The organism is Mesorhizobium erdmanii (assembly GCF_013170725.1).
Lineage (GTDB): Bacteria > Pseudomonadota > Alphaproteobacteria > Rhizobiales > Rhizobiaceae > Mesorhizobium > Mesorhizobium erdmanii.
The window spans coordinates 5707053-5725380 of sequence record NZ_CP033361.1; the positions used below are offsets into that span (position 1 = coordinate 5707053).

Here is an 18328-nt window from a genome sequence, read left to right on the forward strand (position 1 = left end):
GCGGCCCTTACTCAGCGGCAATCAGGCTTTCGTCCCGAACGCCTTCCGGCTTCGGGCCACCATAGGCCCAGTCCAGCAGTTTGATCGTGTGCACCACCGGCAGCTTCGCCGCAGATGCGATCTGCGTGATGCAGCCGATATTGCCGGTGGCAACGATCTCCGCACCGGTTGCCTCGATGTTTTTCACCTTGCGATCGCGCAGCCTGGCCGAAATCTCAGGCTGCAGGATGTTGTAGGTGCCGGCCGAGCCGCAGCACAGATGGCCCTCGCGCGGCTCGCGCACGATGAAGCCGGCCCTGGCCAGCAGTTCCTTCGGCTGGCGGGTGATTTTCTGACCGTGCTGCATGGAGCAGGCGGAGTGATAGGCGACGATGATGCCGAGCTTGTGCACCGGCTCGGGCAAGTCGATGGCGGCGAGATATTCGGTGATGTCCCTGGCCAAGGACGAGACGCGCGCGGCCTTGTCGGCATAGGCCGGATCGAGGCGCAGCATGAAGCCGTAGTCCTTGATGGTCGTGCCGCAGCCGGATGCGGTGATGATGATGGCGTCGAGCCCGCCCTGGTCGATGGCGCGCGTCCAGGCATCGACATTCTGCCTTGCCGAGGCAAGTGCTGCCTCCTCGCGCCCCATATGATGCACCAACGCACCGCAGCAGCCCTCGCCGGGCGGCACCACGACCTCGACACCGAGGCGCGTCAGCAGCGAAATCGTCGTGTCGTTGATGGCGGGATCAAGCACCGACTGCGCGCAGCCGGTGAGGATGGCGACGCGGCCCTTTTTCGTCCCTTGTCCGGCATGGACGCCAGGCGAGGCCATCGGCGAGACCGCCGGGATCGAGGCCGGCGCGAGCTTGAGCATCGCGCCCAGCGGCTTCAGCGCCGGGACCTTTTCGAACAGGCCGATGAACGGTTTGCCCAGCTTTGCCAGTTTGAGCGCGGCGCGAAAACGCTGGGGATAGGGCAGCACGAACGCCAGCATGGCGCGGGTGAGCCGATCGAGCAGCGGCCGCTTGTAGGTCTCCTGGATATGGGCGCGGGCATGGTCGACCAGATGCATGTAGTTGACGCCAGACGGACAGGTGGTCATGCAGGCAAGGCACGACAGGCAGCGGTCGATATGGGTGACGATCTCCTTGTCGGCGGGACGGCCGTTCTCCAGCATGTCCTTGATCAGATAGATGCGCCCGCGCGGCGAGTCCAACTCATTGCCCAATGTCACATAGGTCGGACAGGTGGCGGTGCAGAAACCGCAATGCACGCATTTGCGCAGGATCTTTTCCGATTCAGCAACGTGGGGATCGGCAAGCTGGGCGGATGAGAAATTGGTCTGCATCGCTGATGTCCTAGACCATGCGGCCGGGATTGAGGATGTTCTTGGGGTCGAATTCCTGCTTCAGCCGCTGGCTGAGCGCGGCTAGCGCCGGCGGCTGCGGCTCGAAGACAGGCAGCGCGGCGCGATGGGCAGGGGCAGCGCGCACCAGCGTCGCATGGCCGCCGCCATGTTTGCGCAACAGCCCGCGCAGCAGAGCAGCCTCCGGGTCGCCCCCCTCCATGCGCAACCACACCAACCCACCCTGCCAGTCGTAGAAGGCGCTGACGGCAGCTTGCATGCGCAGCGTCAGCACCATCTGGTGGCCCTGGGCAGGCGTCATCGACACGCGCCAGACCGGTTTTTCGGTAGCGTCGGCGAAAGGCTTGATATCGCGCACGTCACGCCAGATCAGCCTTGAAGCCTCGCCGGCAATCTCCTCCAGCGGCCCGGCCTTGCCGAGCAGCGTCTTCAGCGCAGCGATGCGATAGGCGACGGAAGGGCCAAAGCCTTCGACGCGCAGCAACGTGGCGGCTTCGCTGCCGAGCGCGCCGCCGGCGACACGCGCGGCGATCCGCTCCGGCAAATGGGCGGCGCTCGAGACTTCCGCGCTGGATCCGAGCGCCAGCGCCATGGCGCTTGCCGCGGCATCGTCGAGCAGCCCACGCACGGCGAGCGTCACCTCGGTCTCGGCTGATGGCAGCACCTTGAAGGTAACGTCGGTGAACACGGCCAGCGTGCCCCAGCTGTTGGCCATCAGCTTCGACATGTCGTAGCCGGTGACATTCTTGACCACGCGGCCGCCCGACTTGAAAGCCTCGCCACGCCCGGACACGACATTGATACCCAGTATGTGGTCGCGCGCCGCACCCGCCTTGAGCCGGCGCGGACCCGAAAGGTTGGCGGCGAGCACGCCGCCGATGGTGCCCTTTCCCGGCTCGCCACCGAGCAGCGGACCGCAATCCATCGGCTCGAAGGCAAGCTGCTGGCCGTTTTCCGCCAGCAACCTTTCGATCTCGGCCAAGGGTGTGCCGGCCTTTGCCGACAGCACCAGTTCGGCGGGTTCGTAGAGCGTGACGCCGGTGAGTTTCGACAGGTCGAGGGTGTGCTCCGTCTGCAGCGGACGGCCGATGCCGCGCTTGGAGCCATGGCCAAGGATTTCGAGTGGTGATTCTTCCGCCGCCGCCCATTGGACGGTGGAGAGGACTTCGGATGAAGTGGCGGGGGTGAAGGTGGTCATGTTCGCGCCTGGTTCCTCGCCCCCGCAAGGCGGGTGAGAAGAGATAAGTCGCGATCCAGCGCCAACGAGCGAATTTGAACCCCCATCAAAACCTCGGAATGTCCGGAAATGCCACCTGCCCCCGGTGCACATGCATGCGGCCGAGTTCGGCGCAGCGCCGCAATTGCGGGAACACTTTTCCCGGATTGAGCAGGTGGTTGGGGTCGAAGGCGCATTTGACGCGCATCTGTTGGTCGAGGTCGACCTGGTTGAACATTTCCGGCATCAGGTCGCGTTTCTCGACCCCCACCCCGTGCTCGCCTGTCAGCACGCCGCCGACCTTGACGCAGAGCCGCAATATGTCGGCGCCAAAACTTTCGGCCTTGTCGAGTTCGCCCGGCACATTGGCGTCGTAGAGGATCAACGGGTGCAGATTGCCGTCGCCGGCATGGAAGACATTGGCGACGCCGAGCCCGTATTTTTCCGACAGCTCACGCATGCCGGCGAGCACGCGCGGCAGTTCCTTGCGCGGGATGGTGCCGTCCATGCAGTAATAATCGGGTGAGATGCGGCCGACCGCCGGGAAGGCCGCCTTGCGGCCAGCCCAGAAACTCAGCCGCTCCTGCTCGGACTGCGAGATCCGACAGGTGGTCGAGCCATTGCCTATGGCGATCGCCTCGACCGCGGTGATGAGGTGATCGACCTCGACGCCCGGCCCATCGAGTTCGACGATCAGCAGTGCCTCGACATCGAGGGGATAGCCGGCATGGACGAAATCTTCCGCCGCATGGATCGCCGGCCGGTCCATCATTTCCATGCCGCCCGGAATGATGCCGGCGCCGATGATGTCGGCGACGCACTGGCCGCCCTGCTCGCTGGTCGGGAAGCCGATCAGCAGGGCGCGCGCCGTCTCCGGTTTCTTGAGGATGCGGACCGTGACCTCGGTGACGACGCCAAGCAGGCCTTCGGAACCGGTCATAACACCGAGCAGGTCGTAGCCTTCGGCGTCGAGATGGCTGCCGCCAAGCCGCACCACCTCGCCATTCATCAGCACCATCTCGATGCCGAGCACATTGTTGGCGGTGAGGCCGTATTTCAGGCAGTGCACGCCGCCGGAATTTTCCGCGACATTGCCGCCGATCGAACAGGCGATCTGGGAGGATGGATCGGGGGCGTAGTAAAAGCCCTCCTGCTCGACGGCGGTGGTGATGCCGAGATTGGTGACGCCCGGCTGGGCGACGACGATGCGGTTGGGAAAATCGATCGCAAGGATGCGGTTGAAGCGGCTCATCACCAGCAGCACCGCATCTTCGAGCGGCAGCGCGCCGCCCGACAGCGAGGTGCCGGAGCCGCGCGGCACGACGCGGATGTTGCGGTCGTTGCAGTATTTCAGGACCCGGGAAACCTGCGCCACCGTTTCGGGCAGCACGACGACAAGCGGCAATTGCCGATAGGCGGTCAGGCCATCGCTCTCGAAGGCGCGCATGGCATTGGCCGCGTCGACCACGCCCTCGCCCGGCACGATGATGCGCATGTCGGCAACGATCTCGTCGCGCCGGCGCAGCGTGGCGTCGTCTGGTTTCGGCATGGCCAGACCGGACATCAGCAGCCTCATTTTTCTTGACTGGTCAAAATCTTTTACCAGTGAGGCGCATTGTTTGCAAATGCTGAGGCGATGGATCAACCGGTATCAGGGTCGCGACAAGCTTCCGCAGCGGCAATCTGCCGCTATTCGCCCGGGTGCTTCGCCGGCTCGGAATGCATCTGGCGCACACGGCGCACGCCCCACCAGACCAGCAGGATGGCGACCGGCACGGAGGCCGCGGTGACGACCTCGGGCGCGAAAGCATGGCCGAAGACCGAGGCGCCCTTGGCGACGTAGCCGATAAGGCCGACGACATAGTAGGAGACGGCGGCGACCGAGAGGCCTTCGACGGTCTGCTGCAGACGCAGTTGCAGGCGGGCGCGATTGTTCATCGACGCGAGCAGGTCGCGGTTTTGCTTCTCGACCTCGACATCGACCCATGTGCGGAGCAGCGTCGTGGCACGGGTCAGCTTTCGCGACAGATTGGCTTGCCGCTCCTCGACCGAGCGGCAGGTGCGCATGGCTGGTGCAACGCGGCGTTGCAGGAAGCCACCCCAGGTGTCGTAGCCGGGCACGGCCTCTTCCTCGAGCGCCTCCAGCCGCTCGACGACGATACCGTCATAGGCACGGCTGGCGCCAAAACGGTAGAGGCTGGATGCGGCGTCGGCCTCAAGTTCGGCGGCAAGTTCGGTCAGGTCGGCCAGCAAAGTCTGGCTATCGCGGGTCTCGGCGACCTTCATTTCCAGCGTGGTCTGCGCCAACCTGTCCTCGATGCGGCGGGCGCGGCCCGACAAGGTCAGCGCCAGCGGCAGGCCAAGCATGGCCAGCGTCCGGTAGGTCTCGATGTCGATCAGCCGTTGCGACAGCGCTCCGGTGCGCGCCGGCGTCAGGCCGCGATCAAGCACCAATATGCGGGTCATGCCGTCGCCGTCCTGGCGGAAGTCGGTAACGATGGCGGCATTGCCGCGCTCGACCAGCGAATAGCACAGGCTGGTCGGGTCGAAAGCGGCGATCAGCCGCTCGCTTGCCTGCGTCCATTTGCGGATTTCGAGCCGGATGCCCGAGATGACGGTGCCCGGCGGCGAAAAGCCGTTGCCGAAGGGGGTATCCTCCTGCGCCCTGCCGCTTTCGGAAAGCGGCCCTTCCCACAGATAGGTCGAGAATTCCGTATGCCGCTCCCAGCGCAGCGAGCCCTTGCCCCATTTCATGGCGTGGTGACGGGCCTGGCGGTCGGGTGCGGCAATGCCGAGGCGCCGCGACAGTTCGGAAAGCACGGCATGGTCGACGCCGGAGCCGCCCTCGGTCATGAAAGCGAGTTGCACCAGGACGCGCGGCTTGTCGATCAGCGGATGCGGCCGGGCGTGCACCTCTCCCAGCGCACCAGGCCGGCCCTCATGCGCGGGGAAACCCATGACGCTGCCCTTGGCGCGCGGCTGGAACTCGAGATTGGACGGGTCGTCTGACACGGCTTGTCCCCCGGGTTTCTGTGAACCCTCTTGTGTTCGCGTCCCTCTAGGGCCAATCCCCTGAGGACGCAAACGGCAAAGTTAGCCGAAGATGATACAGCCTTGGGCGGCGAAACCGACGCGCTTCGGCCAATTGGATAAATAATTTGACCAGTTGGCGACGCAGGCTTTATCCTGCGCGACAGCGGTTCACCTTCCAGGCACACCTGTTGAGCGACATTTTTTCCAGGATCGAGCATTCGCGCACCGCCGACGAGGTGGTGCAGCAGATCGAGAGCCTCATCCTCGAAGGCGTGCTGCGCACCGGCGACCGGCTGCCGGGCGAACGCGAGCTGGCACGCCAGTTCGACGTGTCGCGGCCGATCCTGCGCGATGCGCTCAAGGCGCTGGAGGGGCGCGGGCTGCTGACGACCAAGGCCGGCGGCGGCACACATGTCGCCGACATTATCGGCCAGTTGTTCGCCAAGCCGGTGGCGGACCTGATCTCGATGCATCGCAAGGCTGTGGCCGATTACCTGGAGTATCGCCGCGAGATCGAAGGCATAGCCGCCGAATATGCGGCGCGGCGCGCCACCCCGGAAGACCTTGCTCTGCTCGACCGGATCATGGCGCGCATGGACGAGGCACACCGCACCGGCGATTTCGACGACGAGGCCGAGATCGACGTCGAATTCCATCAGGCGATCTGCGAATGCGCGCACAACATCCTGCTCTTGCACACGCTGCGCTCATGCTACAGGCTTTTGTCGGAAGGCGTATTCCAGAACCGGCTGCTGGTCTTCACCGTGCCTGGCGCGCGCGAGGCGCTGCTGGCGCAGCACAAGGCGATCCATGCGGCGGTCAAGGCCGGCGATCCGGCCGGCGCCCGCCAGGCGGCGATGGACCACATGACCTATGTCGAGCGGTCGATGACCGAAGCCGAGCGCAGCGGCGACTGGCAACGCGTGTCGCGGCTGCGGCTGCGGCAGCGCTTGGAAGCCGGCGATACCGAACCAGCACGCAGACGCTCCTAGAGGGGACCACCATGAGCGAGATTCTCACCATTGCAGACCTTAAGGACCTCGCCCGCCGGCGCGTGCCGAAGATGTTTTTCGACTATGCCGATTCGGGCGCGTGGACCGAGAGCACCTATCGGGCCAACGAGGAAGACTTCCAGAAGATCAAGTTCCGCCAGCGCGTGCTGGTCGACATGAGCAACCGCTCGCTGGAATCGACCATGATCGGCGAGAAAGTGTCGATGCCCGTGGCGCTGGCGCCGACCGGCATGACCGGCATGCAACACGCCGATGGCGAGATGCTGGCCGCTCGGGCGGCCGAGGAATTCGGCGTGCCCTTCACCCTGTCGACGATGAGCATCTGCTCGATCGAGGATGTCGCCTCGGTGACGAAGAAGCCGTTCTGGTTCCAGCTCTATGTGCTGCGCGACAAGGATTTCGTGCTCGATCTGATCGATCGGGCGAAGGCGGCGAAATGCTCGGCGCTGGTGCTTACGCTCGACCTGCAGATCCTCGGCCAGCGGCACAAGGATGTCCGCAACGGGCTTTCGGCACCGCCCAAGATGACGCTGGCCAACATCATCGACCTGGCCTCGAAGCCGCGCTGGTGCCTGGGCATAGCCGGCACCAAGCGACGCACCTTCCGCAACATCGTCGGCCACGCCAAGGGTGTCGGCGACGTCTCGTCGCTGTCGTCGTGGACAACGGAGCAGTTCGACCCGCAGCTGTCGTGGAAGGATGTCGCCTGGATCAAGGAACGCTGGGGCGGCAAGTTGATCCTAAAAGGCATTCTCGACAAGGAGGATGCGCTGATGGCGGCCAAGACCGGCGCCGACGCGATCGTGGTTTCCAACCATGGCGGCCGCCAGCTCGATGGCGCGTCGTCCTCGATCATGGCGCTGGAGGAGATCGCCGATGCGGTCGGGGACCAGATCGAAGTGCATATGGATGGGGGCATCCGCTCCGGACAGGATGTGCTGAAGGCGCTATGCCTCGGCGCCAAGGGCACCTATATCGGCCGGCCATTTCTTTACGGCCTCGGCGCTCTCGGCAAGGAAGGGGTTACCAAAGCGTTGGAAATCATCCGCAAGGAGATGGACATCACGCTGGCGCTGTGCGGAAAGCGTCTGGTCACCGACATGGGGAAGGACCAGCTCCGGCGCCAGGGTCCGGTGACGGCCTGACCACGGAGACCACGAGGCGTTGGCGGAAACCGGCATCCATTTTCTCGACGCGCACGGGCCGGAGGGTGTGCGTCTCTATGCAATCGGCGACGTCCATGGCCGGCTCGATCTGCTGGCCGCCATGCACAAGCGGATCGAGAGCGAGCTGGAGTGGAAACCGGTTCGCGACTGGCGGGTGATCCACCTCGGCGACTATGTCGACCGCGGGCCGGATTCCAAGGGTGTGATCGATTTTCTGATCGCGGCGCGAGAACGCGATCCGCGCCATCTGATGCTGGCCGGCAATCACGACATCGGCTTTCTCGACTTTCTCCGGACCCCCGATCCGGAAGGGCTGTTCATGCGCTATGGCGGCGTCCAGACGGCGCTTTCCTATGGCGTGTCGCTCACCGCCGATGCCAGCTGGTTCGGCAAGACGGAGACGATCAAACGGGGACATGCGGCGCTGCTCGAGGCGATGCCTGCAGGCCATGTCGATTTCCTGCGCTCGCTGCCGTTCTCATTGACATCAGGCGACTTCTTCTTCTGCCATGCCGGCATCAGGCCGGGCATTGCGCTGGACAAGCAAGACCCGCAGGACCTGATCTGGATCCGCGACGTTTTCCATGATCACACCGGCTTGTTCCCGAAGATCGTGGTGCACGGCCACACGCCCGTCCCCGAGGCGGAAGTGATGGCCAACCGCGTCAATGTCGACACGCTTGCCTGGCAATCAGGCATGCTGACCGCGCTCGTCGTCGACGGTGCGGACAAACGCATCCTGGAAATGGCGATAAAGGAAGCCTGAGCCGCGCCGCAGGAGGCGCCGCCAGCCGGCTTTAGCGAAGCGAGGCGGTGACGCCGTAGCCGTCGACGGCGTTATGGTTGTTGGCGGCATCGGCGGAATAGATACCTAGGCCGCACAGCACGATGGCGGACAACATGGCAAAGGACAGAAGCGCTGCTTTCACGGACGTCATCTCTTGTTGAGCTTCCTGCATCTGTGCACCAGGCGGTTACCAATGCGTTGAAACGGAGAATTCGCTTCAAAGTTTCGACGATTTCGCGCTTCTAAGCGCGTTCTGTATCGGAGGTGTGTCGCACGGGTCACATAAAAGGTTCATCGCGGTTGCACAGCCGATGCAGAGCGCGCGCCTTCTAGGATGGCGGGCGAACACAAGCCAAGGATGAAAGGGGTTTTCCCCAACCGGTTTCACGGCTTCGTGCCAATAATGTCACGCGGAGCGCGAGGGCAGGCTCCTAAAGGGCGTCGCGTATTAACGGATAGATGCGCCGCGCTTTCGGTGCTTTATGCATGTCGTTCGCCCAAACCGGAGCGACTTTTGGGCGATATGCATTAGATCGTGGCCACCCAGGCGCGGGCTATCGCCAGGCCGGCGGCATCGGCGTCGGGACCGTTGCGGGCCATTTCGCCGTCGAGCTTGTCCTCCCAGTCGGGATGCAGCGCGGCGATGGTCGGCGCGAACGCGGTGCTCCAGTCCTTCACCATGGGCCGGTCGGCCTCGAAATGGAACTGGAAGCCATAAACGGCACGACCGACGCGAAACGCCTGGTTTTCGGCGACATCGTTGCCGGCGAGCCGGATGGCGTTTTGCGGCAGCACGAACGTGTCGTCATGCCACTGGAAGATCGGAAATTTCTCCGGCAGCGCACCCAGCACAGGATCGGCCTTGGCGTCCGGCGTCAGCGACACGCCGCGCCAGCCGAATTCATTGGCGCCGCCGATGCGGTTCTCACCGCCGAAGGCCCGGGCGACGAGTTGGCTGCCAAGGCAGATGCCGAGTACCGCGCGGTCCTTCCCGGCGAAATCACGGGTGAGTTCGAGCAGTGCGGGGAAATAGGGATACTCATCATCGGCCAACGCATTCTGGCCGCCACCGAGCACCACCATGGCATCGTGCCCGGCGGCGTCGTCCGGCAGCGGATCGCCTTTGTAGGGAAGGCGCACGTCGAGATCGGCGCCCGCTTCCGCAAGTGCCGCACCGACCTGGCCGAGGCCGGTATTGTCGTAGTTCTGGACCACCAGCACCCGCATCGCAAAATCCTGCTGACATGAAAATGACGGGACGAGCGATATCATGCTGTCCATATCGCAGCCAAGAAGCGTGTTCGGGGAGAAAACTATGCCACTGCAGAACCGGGTCGATCCGTTCGGCGCCATCCACGCCGTGCCCGAACGCGGCCTGTTCACGGGCAATCGCGGCATCATCCACGATCCCGAGACCAGGACGCTGCTGAGGAAGCGCTGGGCGCTTCAGGCCTGGATTATCTGCGTATGCCAATTCCGCAATGTGCGGCGCGAGCCGATGGGCAGAAATCGTGCCGGCGGCAAGGCTGGTTGGACAGAGCTGTTCTTCCTCGACGAAGTGACGGCGCTGGCCGCCGGACATCGCCCCTGCTTTTTCTGTCAGCGCGAACGGGCCAAGGATTTTGTCGGCCGCTTCGGCGAAGCCTTCGGCATCGCCGAGCCGCGCGCGCCCCAGGTCGACAAACGGCTGCACAGGGAACGGCTGGCGTCCGGCGGCAAGCCAACTGTCGTTGTCGTTGAAGACTTTCGCGACCTGCCGGACGGCACCATGGTTGCGAATGGCGGCACGGCCTATGCCCTGCGCGGTGGCAAGGCACTGCGTTGGTCATTTGCCGGGTACGGCCCACCCGCCGATTTCGGCTCCCTGGACGAAAAGACACTTTCGCTGCTCACTCCAGCAACGACGCTCGATGTCCTGCGTCATGGCTTCCGGCCGGTGTGGCACCCGTCCGCCGAGACTTGACGCCGGCGGCCGGCTCGCCCATTCCTCGGCGATGCGCGCCAATTACAAGATGCAACGCCTGTTCGTGCCTGACGACCTCGCGCCCGATGTGGAGTTCGATGCCGGGCAGCAGCAGAGCCATTATCTCATGCATGTCCTGCGGCTCGCCGAAGGCGCGGAAATCCTGGTCTTCAATGGCCGCGATGGCGAATGGTCGGCGGCCATCGCGGCGAAGTCGAAGAAAGCAGTCAAACTCAGGGTGTTGGCATCGCAGCGGCCGCAACCGCCCCTGCCCGACCTCATCTACTGTTTCGCGCCGTTGAAGCAGGGCCGGCTGGATTATCTTGTGCAGAAGGCGGTCGAGATGGGCGCCGGGATCCTGCAACCGGTCATCACCCAGCACACGCAAGTGGCCAAGCCGTCCATCGACCGATTGCGTGCCAATGTCGTCGAGGCGGCCGAACAATGCGGCATCCTAGCGGTGCCTCAGCTTCGCGAGGCGGAAAAGTTCGAGCGCCTGTTGACCGGCTGGGACAAGGAGCGGCGGCTGGTCTTCTGCGACGAGGATGCCTCGACCAACAATCCGCTGCCGGCCTTGCAGGCCATTAAGGAGAAGAAACTCGGGCTGCTGGTCGGGCCCGAGGGCGGCTTTTCCGACGACGAGCGCAAGATGTTGCGCGCCCTTCCCTTCGTGACCGCCATTCCGCTCGGACCACGCATCCTGCGCGCCGACACCGCGGCCGTGGCCGCCCTTGCGGTGATGCAGGCAACTGTCGGAGACTGGTAGGACTGCTTTTCTTGCAAGGAGGCGGCCCGGATCGTGGCCTTCAATTCCTCTTGACCTGTGGCTCAGGATTTTTCGCTTGATCGGCTGCTAACATTTCGTCCATCTACCGCCGGCGGTCATCCGACCGCCTCTGAGGGCACAGTGATGGCGCGCGACACAACCGATTTCCGGCCGATCGAAGGCGTCGACGAACTCGTCGAGCACCTGGCCGAGGGCAACAAACCGCGCGACAAATGGCGCATCGGTACCGAGCACGAGAAGTTTCCCTTCTATGTCGATGGCAACGCGCCGGTCCCGTATGGCGGCGAGCGCGGCATCCGCGCCATCCTCGAAGGCATGCAGACAAAGCTCGGCTGGGATCCGATCATCGACGATGGCCGCATCATCGGCCTGGTCGAGCCGACTGGACAGGGCGCGATCTCGCTCGAGCCCGGCGGCCAGTTCGAGCTTTCCGGCGCGCCGCTGGAGACGATCCATCAGACCTGCCGCGAGGGCAATGCGCATCTGGCACAGGTGCGCGAGATCGCCGAGCCGATGGGCATCCGCTTCCTCGGCCTCGGCGGCAGCCCGAAATGGTCGCTGGCCGAGACGCCTAAAATGCCGAAGTCGCGCTATGAGATCATGACGCGCTACATGCCCAAGGTCGGCACCAAGGGTCTCGACATGATGTACCGCACCTGCACGATCCAGGTGAACCTCGACTTCGAGAGCGAAGCCGACATGCGTCGCAAGATGCAGGTGTCGCTGAAGCTGCAGCCGCTGTCGACGGCGCTGTTCGCCAACTCACCCTTCACCGAGAGCCGGCCGAACGGCCTGCAAAGCTGGCGCGGCGACATCTGGCGCGACACCGACAACCAGCGCTCGGGCCTGCTCGAATTCTGTTTCTCGCCCGATTTCGGGTTCGCCGACTATGTCGAATGGGCGCTCGACGTGCCGATGTATTTCGTCATCCGCGACGGCCGCTATCACGACATGACGCACATCACCTTCCGCCAGTTCATGGCCGGTGCCGCCCGAAACGAAGTGCCGGACGGGCTGCCAACGATGGGCGACTGGGCGAACCATTTGTCGACGCTGTTCCCCGACGTACGGCTGAAGCGGTTCCTGGAAATGCGCGGGGCCGACGGCGGACCGTGGCGTCGCATCTGCGCGTTGCCTGCCTTCTGGGTCGGGCTGCTCTATGACGAGGCGGCACTCGATGCGGCGGAGGCGCTGACCGCGAGTTGGACCTACAAGGAAGTGCTGGCCATGCGCAACGCTGTGCCGGAACTCGGCATTGCCGCGCCCTTCCGCAACACCACGCTGCGCGAGATCGCACGCGACGTCATGGCCATTTCGCGCACCGGGTTGAAAAATCGCGGCAAGAAGAACCGCGACGGCTATGACGAAACCTCGTTCCTCAACACTTTGGACGAAGTGGTAGCGCGCGGCACCACCAGCGCCGAGGAGATGCTTTCGGCCTACCACACGCGCTGGGGCGGCTCGATCGAGCCGGTGTTCATGGAATACGCCTACTAGCCCTGCGGCAAAAGCCGCTTCAATCGAGCGTTGAAACGAATTAGGCTCTCCTCCGAGGAATTCAGGAGGAGAAGCCGATGCCTACCTTGTTCGACATGCTGGCGCAGGCCCAGAACGGCAACGGCATGCAGGCGCTTGCCCAGCAATACGGGCTTTCGATGCAGCAGACACAGGCGGCGGTCGCCGCCCTGCTGCCGGCCTTCTCGCAGGGGCTGCAACGCAACACCGCCGATCCCTACGGGCTCGGCGCCTTCATGACGGCGATGGCAAGCGGCCAGCACGCCAAGTATTTCGAGGACGCGACCCGGGCCTTCTCGGCGCAAGGCGTCGACGAAGGCAATGGCATTCTCGGACATCTGTTCGGCTCGAAGGACCTGTCACGCGCCGTGGCCAACCAGGCGGCGCAAGCAAGCGGCGTCAGCCAGCAGATCCTGCAGCAGATGCTGCCGGCGATCGCCTCGATGGTGATGGGTGGCCTGTTCAAGCAGACGACAAATCAGATGCAGGCCGCCGGCGGTTTTGGCGGCGGCAACAATCCACTTGGTGAGATCATCGAGCAGATGATGCGACAAGGCGGCATGCAGGCGCCGGCTCCGCAGGCACCGCCGCCGCAGACCCCGATGGACAACCCGCTTGGCAAGGTCTTGCAGGACATGTTCGGCGGGGGTGCCCCACAGCCGCAAAGCCAGCCGCAGCCAGCACCCAATCCCTATGGTGACAATCCGTTGGGCAAGGTGCTGCAGGACATGTTCGGTGGCGGCGCCCCGCAGCCACAAGGCCGGACGCAGCAGCAGCCGCAACAGACGCAAAGCCCCTATGGCGACAACCCGCTGGGCAAAATCTTCGAAGAGATGCTGCGTGGCGGCGGTGGCCTCGGCATGCCTGGTGGGCAGCCGGCGCCGCAGCCTCAGGCACCGCAGCCGCAGGCCAACCCGAGCGGCAAGCCGAGGAATCCGTTCGACGATATCTTCGGCAAGATGTTCGAGACCGGCGCCCAGCAGCGTGACGAATACCAGAAGGGCGTGGAGACGATCTTCGACCAATTCAAGCGAGATATGGACCGGCGGTAGGTGCCGGGCCAGTGGCCATTTCCGATAAAGCCAAAAAAGAAAAGCCCGGTCCTTGGGAGGACCGGGCAGCGTGCAGGCGGGCCGGCGGGGAACCGGCAGGGAGTGGGAGCCTGCATGAACCTTGGTCGCGCTGAACCCCGAAAAGGTTCAACAGGACCGAAACTCTGACGATCAGGCCACCTTGCGGGCGATGTCCTCGATCGTCTCGACACGATCGCTGGCGATTTCACGCAGGATCGCCGTCGGGTCGCGGCCGAACGGCACGTCTATGGCCACATGCAGGTCGGCGCGCGTAAGGCCGATATCGGCAAGCTCGGCGTCCGACATCTCGCCAAGACGGTAGAAGGCGCGACGGTTTTTCCAGGCGCGGTAGAAATTGACGACGGTATTGGCCACGCGCATCGCAACGGCCGGACGCGAGGTGATGCGCGAGGTCTCGGTGGCGAAATCGATCGTGGTCATGTCGGTCTCCTTCAGACTCGAACGGACGAAACCAGCCCAGCGACGCCGATGACAGCGGCCGCTCCGGTCCCAATTCACATGCCTTCATGTGGACAATGCCAATTTGCCATCAGCCGATTGATTAATCCAACGAATGTTTCTAATCTTTAGCATCAACACCAGTGATGGATCATGCCGATGAAAGCGCCGCTCGATCTCGATCAGTTGCAGACCTTCATCTCGATTGCCGACACCGGCAGCTTCACGCGGGCGGCCGAAGAGGTGCTGCGCACGCAATCGGCGGTGTCGATGCAGATGCGCCGGCTAGAGGAGCGGATCGGCAAGCCGCTGTTCGAGAAGGAAGGGCGCACCAACAAACTGACCGAGGAAGGCGACAAGCTGCTTTCCTATGCAAGGCGGCTGCTTTACCTCAACCGCGAAACGCTCGCCGCCTTCGACGACCAGCGGCTCGAGGGCACGATCCGCATCGGCACGCCGGACGACTATGCCGACCGTTTCCTACCGGAGATCATGGCGCGTTTCACGCGCTCCAATCCGCGCGTCGAACTGACCGTGATCTGCGAGCCGACGCCGGGGCTGGTCGAGCATATCAAGCGCGGCAATCTCGACCTGGCGCTGGTCACGCACAATGACGTGCGCGGCCAGTCGGAAGTGGTGCGGCGCGAACCGCTGCTGTGGGTCACCTCGGCCAACCATGCGACGCACGAACAAGTGACGCTGCCGATGGCCTTTGGCCGGCCGAACTGCATCTGGCGGCGCGCCGCCGTCGATGTGCTGGACCAGCAGAACCGCGACTACCGCATACTGTTCACCAGCTTCTCGGCGACCGTGATCACCGCCGCCGTCCTTTCGGGCCTGGCGATCTCGGTGCTGCCGGAATGCGCGCTCAGGCCCGGCATGCGGGTGCTGGGCGACGCCGACGGCTTCGGCGCCCTGCCCGACTGCCGCATCGGCATCATGCGCGGCCAGACCTCGCGGCCGGAGATCGTCGATGCGCTCGCCCGCCACATCTCCGAGAGCCTGGACAACATCTCGGTGCCGCTTGGCGAGGAGACGGGATCATTCGACTTCGCAGCCCTGGCCTTCGCCAAGATGAAGCGGACGAGACCGAACCAGATCCTGCCCGGCTGGTAGGAAGCATCAGGGGGTCATGACACACTGGCCCCACACGGGCGCCTTGACGTGAGGCGCCAACCGGCCCCCAATCGACCGATGAGCGAAGCAGCAACCGAATCACGTACCAACGCCACCGAATACACGGTGAGCGAGATCTCCGGCGCGCTGAAACGCACGGTCGAGGACGTCTTCGGCAATGTGCGGGTGCGCGGCGAAATCTCGGGCTATCGCGGCCCGCACTCCTCAGGCCATGCCTATTTCGCGCTGAAGGACGACCGCGCCCGGCTCGACGCGGTGGTGTGGAAAGGCACGATGAGCCGGCTGAAATTCCGCCCCGAGGAAGGGATGGAGGTGATCGCCACCGGCAAGCTCACCACCTATCCCGGCAAGTCCAACTACCAGATCGTCATCGACAATCTGGAGCCTGCCGGCGCCGGGGCGCTGATGGCGCTGCTGGAAGAGCGCAAGCGCCGACTGCAGGCGGAAGGGCTTTTCGAGGCCGGCCGCAAACGCCGGCTGCCTTTCATGCCACGCGTCATAGGCGTCGTCACCTCGCCGACCGGGTCCGTCATCCGCGACATCATCCATCGCATCAAGGACCGCTTTCCGCTGCATGTGCTGGTCTGGCCGGTGCGCGTGCAGGGCGAGACCGCGAGCGTTGAAGTGACCAATGCCGTCACAGGCTTCAACGCACTGGCCTGGGATGGTGCCATCCAGCGTCCCGATCTCTTGATCGTGGCGCGCGGCGGCGGCAGCCTCGAGGATCTGTGGGGGTTCAACGATGAGGCGCTGGCCCGCGCCGTCGCCGCCTCCGGCATTCCGGTGATTTCCGCCGTCGGCCACGAGACCGACTGGACACTGATCGACCTCGTCGCGGATGTGCGGGCGCCGACACCGACGGGCGCCGCCGAAATCGCCGTGCCGGTGAAGGCCGACCTCGAAGCGGCGCTGGCCAGCCTCGGCGCCAGGCTCAAGGCGGCCATCTCACGCAATTTCGAACGCAAGCGGCAGGCTGCACGTGCGGCGGCGCGCGCTCTGCCGTCGCCCGATCAATTGCTGGCGCTGCCGCGCCGGCGCCTCGACGAGGCGACATCGAGGCTCGGCCGTGGCTTGTCAGTCAGTGTCGATCGCAAGCGCGCACGGCTTCAGGGCCAAAGGCTGACGCCGGCCACGCTGTCACGGCGCATGAACGAGGCCCGCACCCTGACCGGTCGTGACCTTGCCCGCGCGCAGGCGGCGTTCTTTGCCATCGTGCGCGAACGACGCACGCGGTTTGCGCGAAGCGCGGCGCGACTCTCGCCGGCGCCGATCGCGCGCCGCCAGAAACAGCAGGCCGACACACTGGCGGCGCTCGCCAGACGGCAGGATCGGGTCATCTCGCTGCGGCTGGAACGCCTGCGTGGCCAGTTGAGCCAGGCCGAGCGCCTGTTGACCACGCTTTCGCACAAGGCCGTTCTGGCGCGCGGCTTCGCGCTGGTGAAGGATGCCGACGGCGCCGTTATCAAGCAGGCCGCCGATGTGGCGTCGGGGATGGTGCTTTCGCTGGAGTTCGCGGACGGGACGGCGGACGCGGTGGCAACCAGCGGTGCGGCGCGGCCGAAGCCGGTTGCCAGGCCGGCGGTCAAGGCGAAAGAACCCGGCAATCAGGGATCTCTGTTCTGATCATGACCGACAATCCGCACCATCAGGCAACGCCCGGCGGCAAGCCGCGCGCGCGAAGCTTCGGCATCGGCTTCGACGGAATAGCCGGGCCGTTCAACGCCATCACCGACGTCTCAGGCGTCGCGGTCGGCTATGCGACGCTGATTTCCGGCGACGGCGCGCTCGTCGTCGGCAAGGGACCGGTGCGCACCGGTGTCACCGCGATCCTGCCCAGGCCGCGCGCCGACCTCGCCACGCCGGTCTTCGCCGGCATTTTCAGCCAGAACGGCAATGGCGAACTGACGGGCTCGCACATCGTCGAGGAAACCGGCGCCTTCAACTTCCCGATCACCATCACCAACACGCATTCCTGCGGTGTTTCGCGTGATGGCACGCTGCGCTGGATGAACCTGGTGCTGCCGGCCGCGCTCGACAGCGGCTGGGGCCTGCCGGTGGCGGCGGAGACCTATGACGGCTTCCTCAATGACATAAACGGCCACCATCTGACATCAGAGCATGTCGCGGAAGCGCTTGACGGCGCGGCCGGCGGTCCGATCGAGGAAGGCAGCGTCGGTGGCGGTACCGGCATGATCACCTTCGGCTTCAAGGCCGGCTCGGGCACGGCATCGCGCATCGTTGGATGGCAGGGACATTCCTACACGGTCGGCGCCTTCGTGCAGTCGAATTTCGGCAAGCGGCGCAATTTTACCCTTCGTGGCCTGCGCGCTGGGTCCGAACTCGCGGAGCCGGCGATCCGCGAAGGCACGCCACGTGCCGAAAAGGGCTCGATCATCGCCGTTGTCGCCACCGACGCGCCGTTCCTGCCGCATCAGATGAAGCGGCTGGCTCGCCGCGTGCCGCTCGGCGTCGCCATGACCGGCGGTTTCGGCTACCACAGCTCGGGCGACATCTTTATCGCCTTCTCGACAGCCAATCCTGCCGCGGCACTGGCACCGTCCGGCCGGATCGCAAATGCCGATTTCATTCCGGACACAGACATCGACGCGTTTTTCGATGCCGTGATCCAGGCAGTAGAGGAATCGATCCTCAACGCCCTGATCGCCAATGACGACATGACCGGGCGCGACGGCAATTTCGTGCCGGCGCTGCCGAAGGCTTGGTTGAAAGAAAGGTTTGGGCTGAAAGAAAGTTTGGGCTGAAGGAAAAGCTCGGCTGAGATGAAAACGCGGCCAAAAAGCCCGCGCGTTCGCAAAGACTGGCCGCTA

General features: G+C 64.6%; 17 protein-coding genes. 10 read left to right on the plus strand and 7 right to left on the minus strand.

Going from position 1 to position 18328, the window contains the following annotated elements; genetic code table 11:
- Positions 1–7: 7 nt before the first annotated feature.
- The 4 genes from glcF to EB233_RS27560 all read right to left on the minus strand — a co-directional run bounded on the left by glcF (position 8) and on the right by EB233_RS27560 (position 5579).
- Positions 8–1333 carry a glycolate oxidase subunit GlcF gene (gene glcF, locus EB233_RS27545; protein WP_064989219.1) on the minus strand — a complete coding sequence of 442 codons (1326 nt, stop codon included), beginning with the start codon at positions 1331–1333 and terminating at the stop codon, positions 8–10.
- Between the two features lie 10 nt (positions 1334–1343).
- On the minus strand, positions 1344–2549 hold the full coding sequence (gene glcE, locus EB233_RS27550; protein ID WP_064989218.1) for a glycolate oxidase subunit GlcE: 1206 nt from the start codon (positions 2547–2549) through the stop codon (positions 1344–1346).
- 85 nt (positions 2550–2634) lie between these two features.
- Positions 2635–4131: an FAD-linked oxidase C-terminal domain-containing protein gene (locus EB233_RS27555; RefSeq protein WP_064989274.1), complete on the minus strand. Its 1497-nt coding sequence runs from the start codon at positions 4129–4131 to the stop codon at positions 2635–2637.
- 125 nt (positions 4132–4256) lie between these two features.
- On the minus strand, positions 4257–5579 hold the full coding sequence (locus EB233_RS27560) for a DUF3422 family protein (protein ID WP_064989217.1): 1323 nt from the start codon (positions 5577–5579) through the stop codon (positions 4257–4259).
- A gap of 209 nt (positions 5580–5788) precedes the next feature.
- On the opposite strand from EB233_RS27560, the gene EB233_RS27565 reads away from it, so the two are divergent.
- Genes EB233_RS27565 through EB233_RS27575 form a run of 3 tightly spaced genes read left to right on the plus strand, consistent with a single transcriptional unit; the run spans position 5789 to position 8545 of the window.
- Positions 5789–6592 carry a FadR/GntR family transcriptional regulator gene (locus EB233_RS27565; protein ID WP_064989216.1) on the plus strand — a complete coding sequence of 268 codons (804 nt, stop codon included), beginning with the start codon at positions 5789–5791 and terminating at the stop codon, positions 6590–6592.
- A gap of 11 nt (positions 6593–6603) precedes the next feature.
- Complete coding sequence (locus EB233_RS27570) at positions 6604–7758, plus strand: alpha-hydroxy acid oxidase (protein ID WP_027056190.1); 1155 nt, start codon at positions 6604–6606, stop codon at positions 7756–7758.
- Between the two features lie 19 nt (positions 7759–7777).
- Positions 7778–8545 (plus strand): metallophosphoesterase family protein, encoded by a 768-nt coding sequence (locus EB233_RS27575; protein WP_064989215.1) that lies wholly within the window; start codon positions 7778–7780, stop codon positions 8543–8545.
- 31 nt (positions 8546–8576) lie between these two features.
- Here EB233_RS27575 and EB233_RS27580 read toward each other — a convergent pair whose 3' ends face one another.
- Complete coding sequence (locus EB233_RS27580; RefSeq protein WP_162034344.1) at positions 8577–8717, minus strand: hypothetical protein; 141 nt, start codon at positions 8715–8717, stop codon at positions 8577–8579.
- A 377-nt stretch (positions 8718–9094) separates the two neighbouring features.
- Positions 9095–9793: a type 1 glutamine amidotransferase gene (locus EB233_RS27585; RefSeq protein ID WP_064989273.1), complete on the minus strand. Its 699-nt coding sequence runs from the start codon at positions 9791–9793 to the stop codon at positions 9095–9097.
- Positions 9794–9881: 88 nt separating this feature from the next.
- On the opposite strand from EB233_RS27585, the gene EB233_RS27590 reads away from it, so the two are divergent.
- The 4 genes from EB233_RS27590 to EB233_RS27605 all read left to right on the plus strand — a co-directional run bounded on the left by EB233_RS27590 (position 9882) and on the right by EB233_RS27605 (position 13883).
- Positions 9882–10529 (plus strand): hypothetical protein, encoded by a 648-nt coding sequence (locus EB233_RS27590; protein WP_064989214.1) that lies wholly within the window; start codon positions 9882–9884, stop codon positions 10527–10529.
- 31 nt (positions 10530–10560) lie between these two features.
- Positions 10561–11295, plus strand: a complete 735-nt coding sequence (locus EB233_RS27595) for a 16S rRNA (uracil(1498)-N(3))-methyltransferase (protein WP_064989213.1) — start codon at positions 10561–10563, stop codon at positions 11293–11295.
- A gap of 144 nt (positions 11296–11439) precedes the next feature.
- On the plus strand, positions 11440–12813 hold the full coding sequence (locus EB233_RS27600) for a glutamate--cysteine ligase (protein ID WP_027056195.1): 1374 nt from the start codon (positions 11440–11442) through the stop codon (positions 12811–12813).
- A 77-nt stretch (positions 12814–12890) separates the two neighbouring features.
- Entirely contained in the window at positions 12891–13883 is a 993-nt protein-coding gene (locus EB233_RS27605; protein WP_064989212.1) for a DUF937 domain-containing protein, read from the plus strand.
- Between the two features lie 171 nt (positions 13884–14054).
- Here EB233_RS27605 and EB233_RS27610 read toward each other — a convergent pair whose 3' ends face one another.
- Positions 14055–14345 (minus strand): DUF1127 domain-containing protein, encoded by a 291-nt coding sequence (locus tag EB233_RS27610; RefSeq protein ID WP_064989211.1) that lies wholly within the window; start codon positions 14343–14345, stop codon positions 14055–14057.
- A gap of 177 nt (positions 14346–14522) precedes the next feature.
- On the opposite strand from EB233_RS27610, the gene EB233_RS27615 reads away from it, so the two are divergent.
- From EB233_RS27615 to EB233_RS27625, 3 genes are all read left to right on the plus strand, one after another.
- Entirely contained in the window at positions 14523–15479 is a 957-nt protein-coding gene (locus tag EB233_RS27615) for a LysR substrate-binding domain-containing protein (protein ID WP_027056198.1), read from the plus strand.
- Between the two features lie 78 nt (positions 15480–15557).
- Positions 15558–17123: an exodeoxyribonuclease VII large subunit gene (gene xseA / locus EB233_RS27620; protein ID WP_064989210.1), complete on the plus strand. Its 1566-nt coding sequence runs from the start codon at positions 15558–15560 to the stop codon at positions 17121–17123.
- Between the two features lie 2 nt (positions 17124–17125).
- The gene (locus EB233_RS27625; RefSeq protein ID WP_064989209.1) at positions 17126–18262 is read left to right on the plus strand and encodes a DmpA family aminopeptidase; all 1137 of its coding nucleotides are present in this window, start codon (positions 17126–17128) and stop codon (positions 18260–18262) included.
- The last annotated feature ends 66 nt before the right edge of the window (positions 18263–18328 follow it).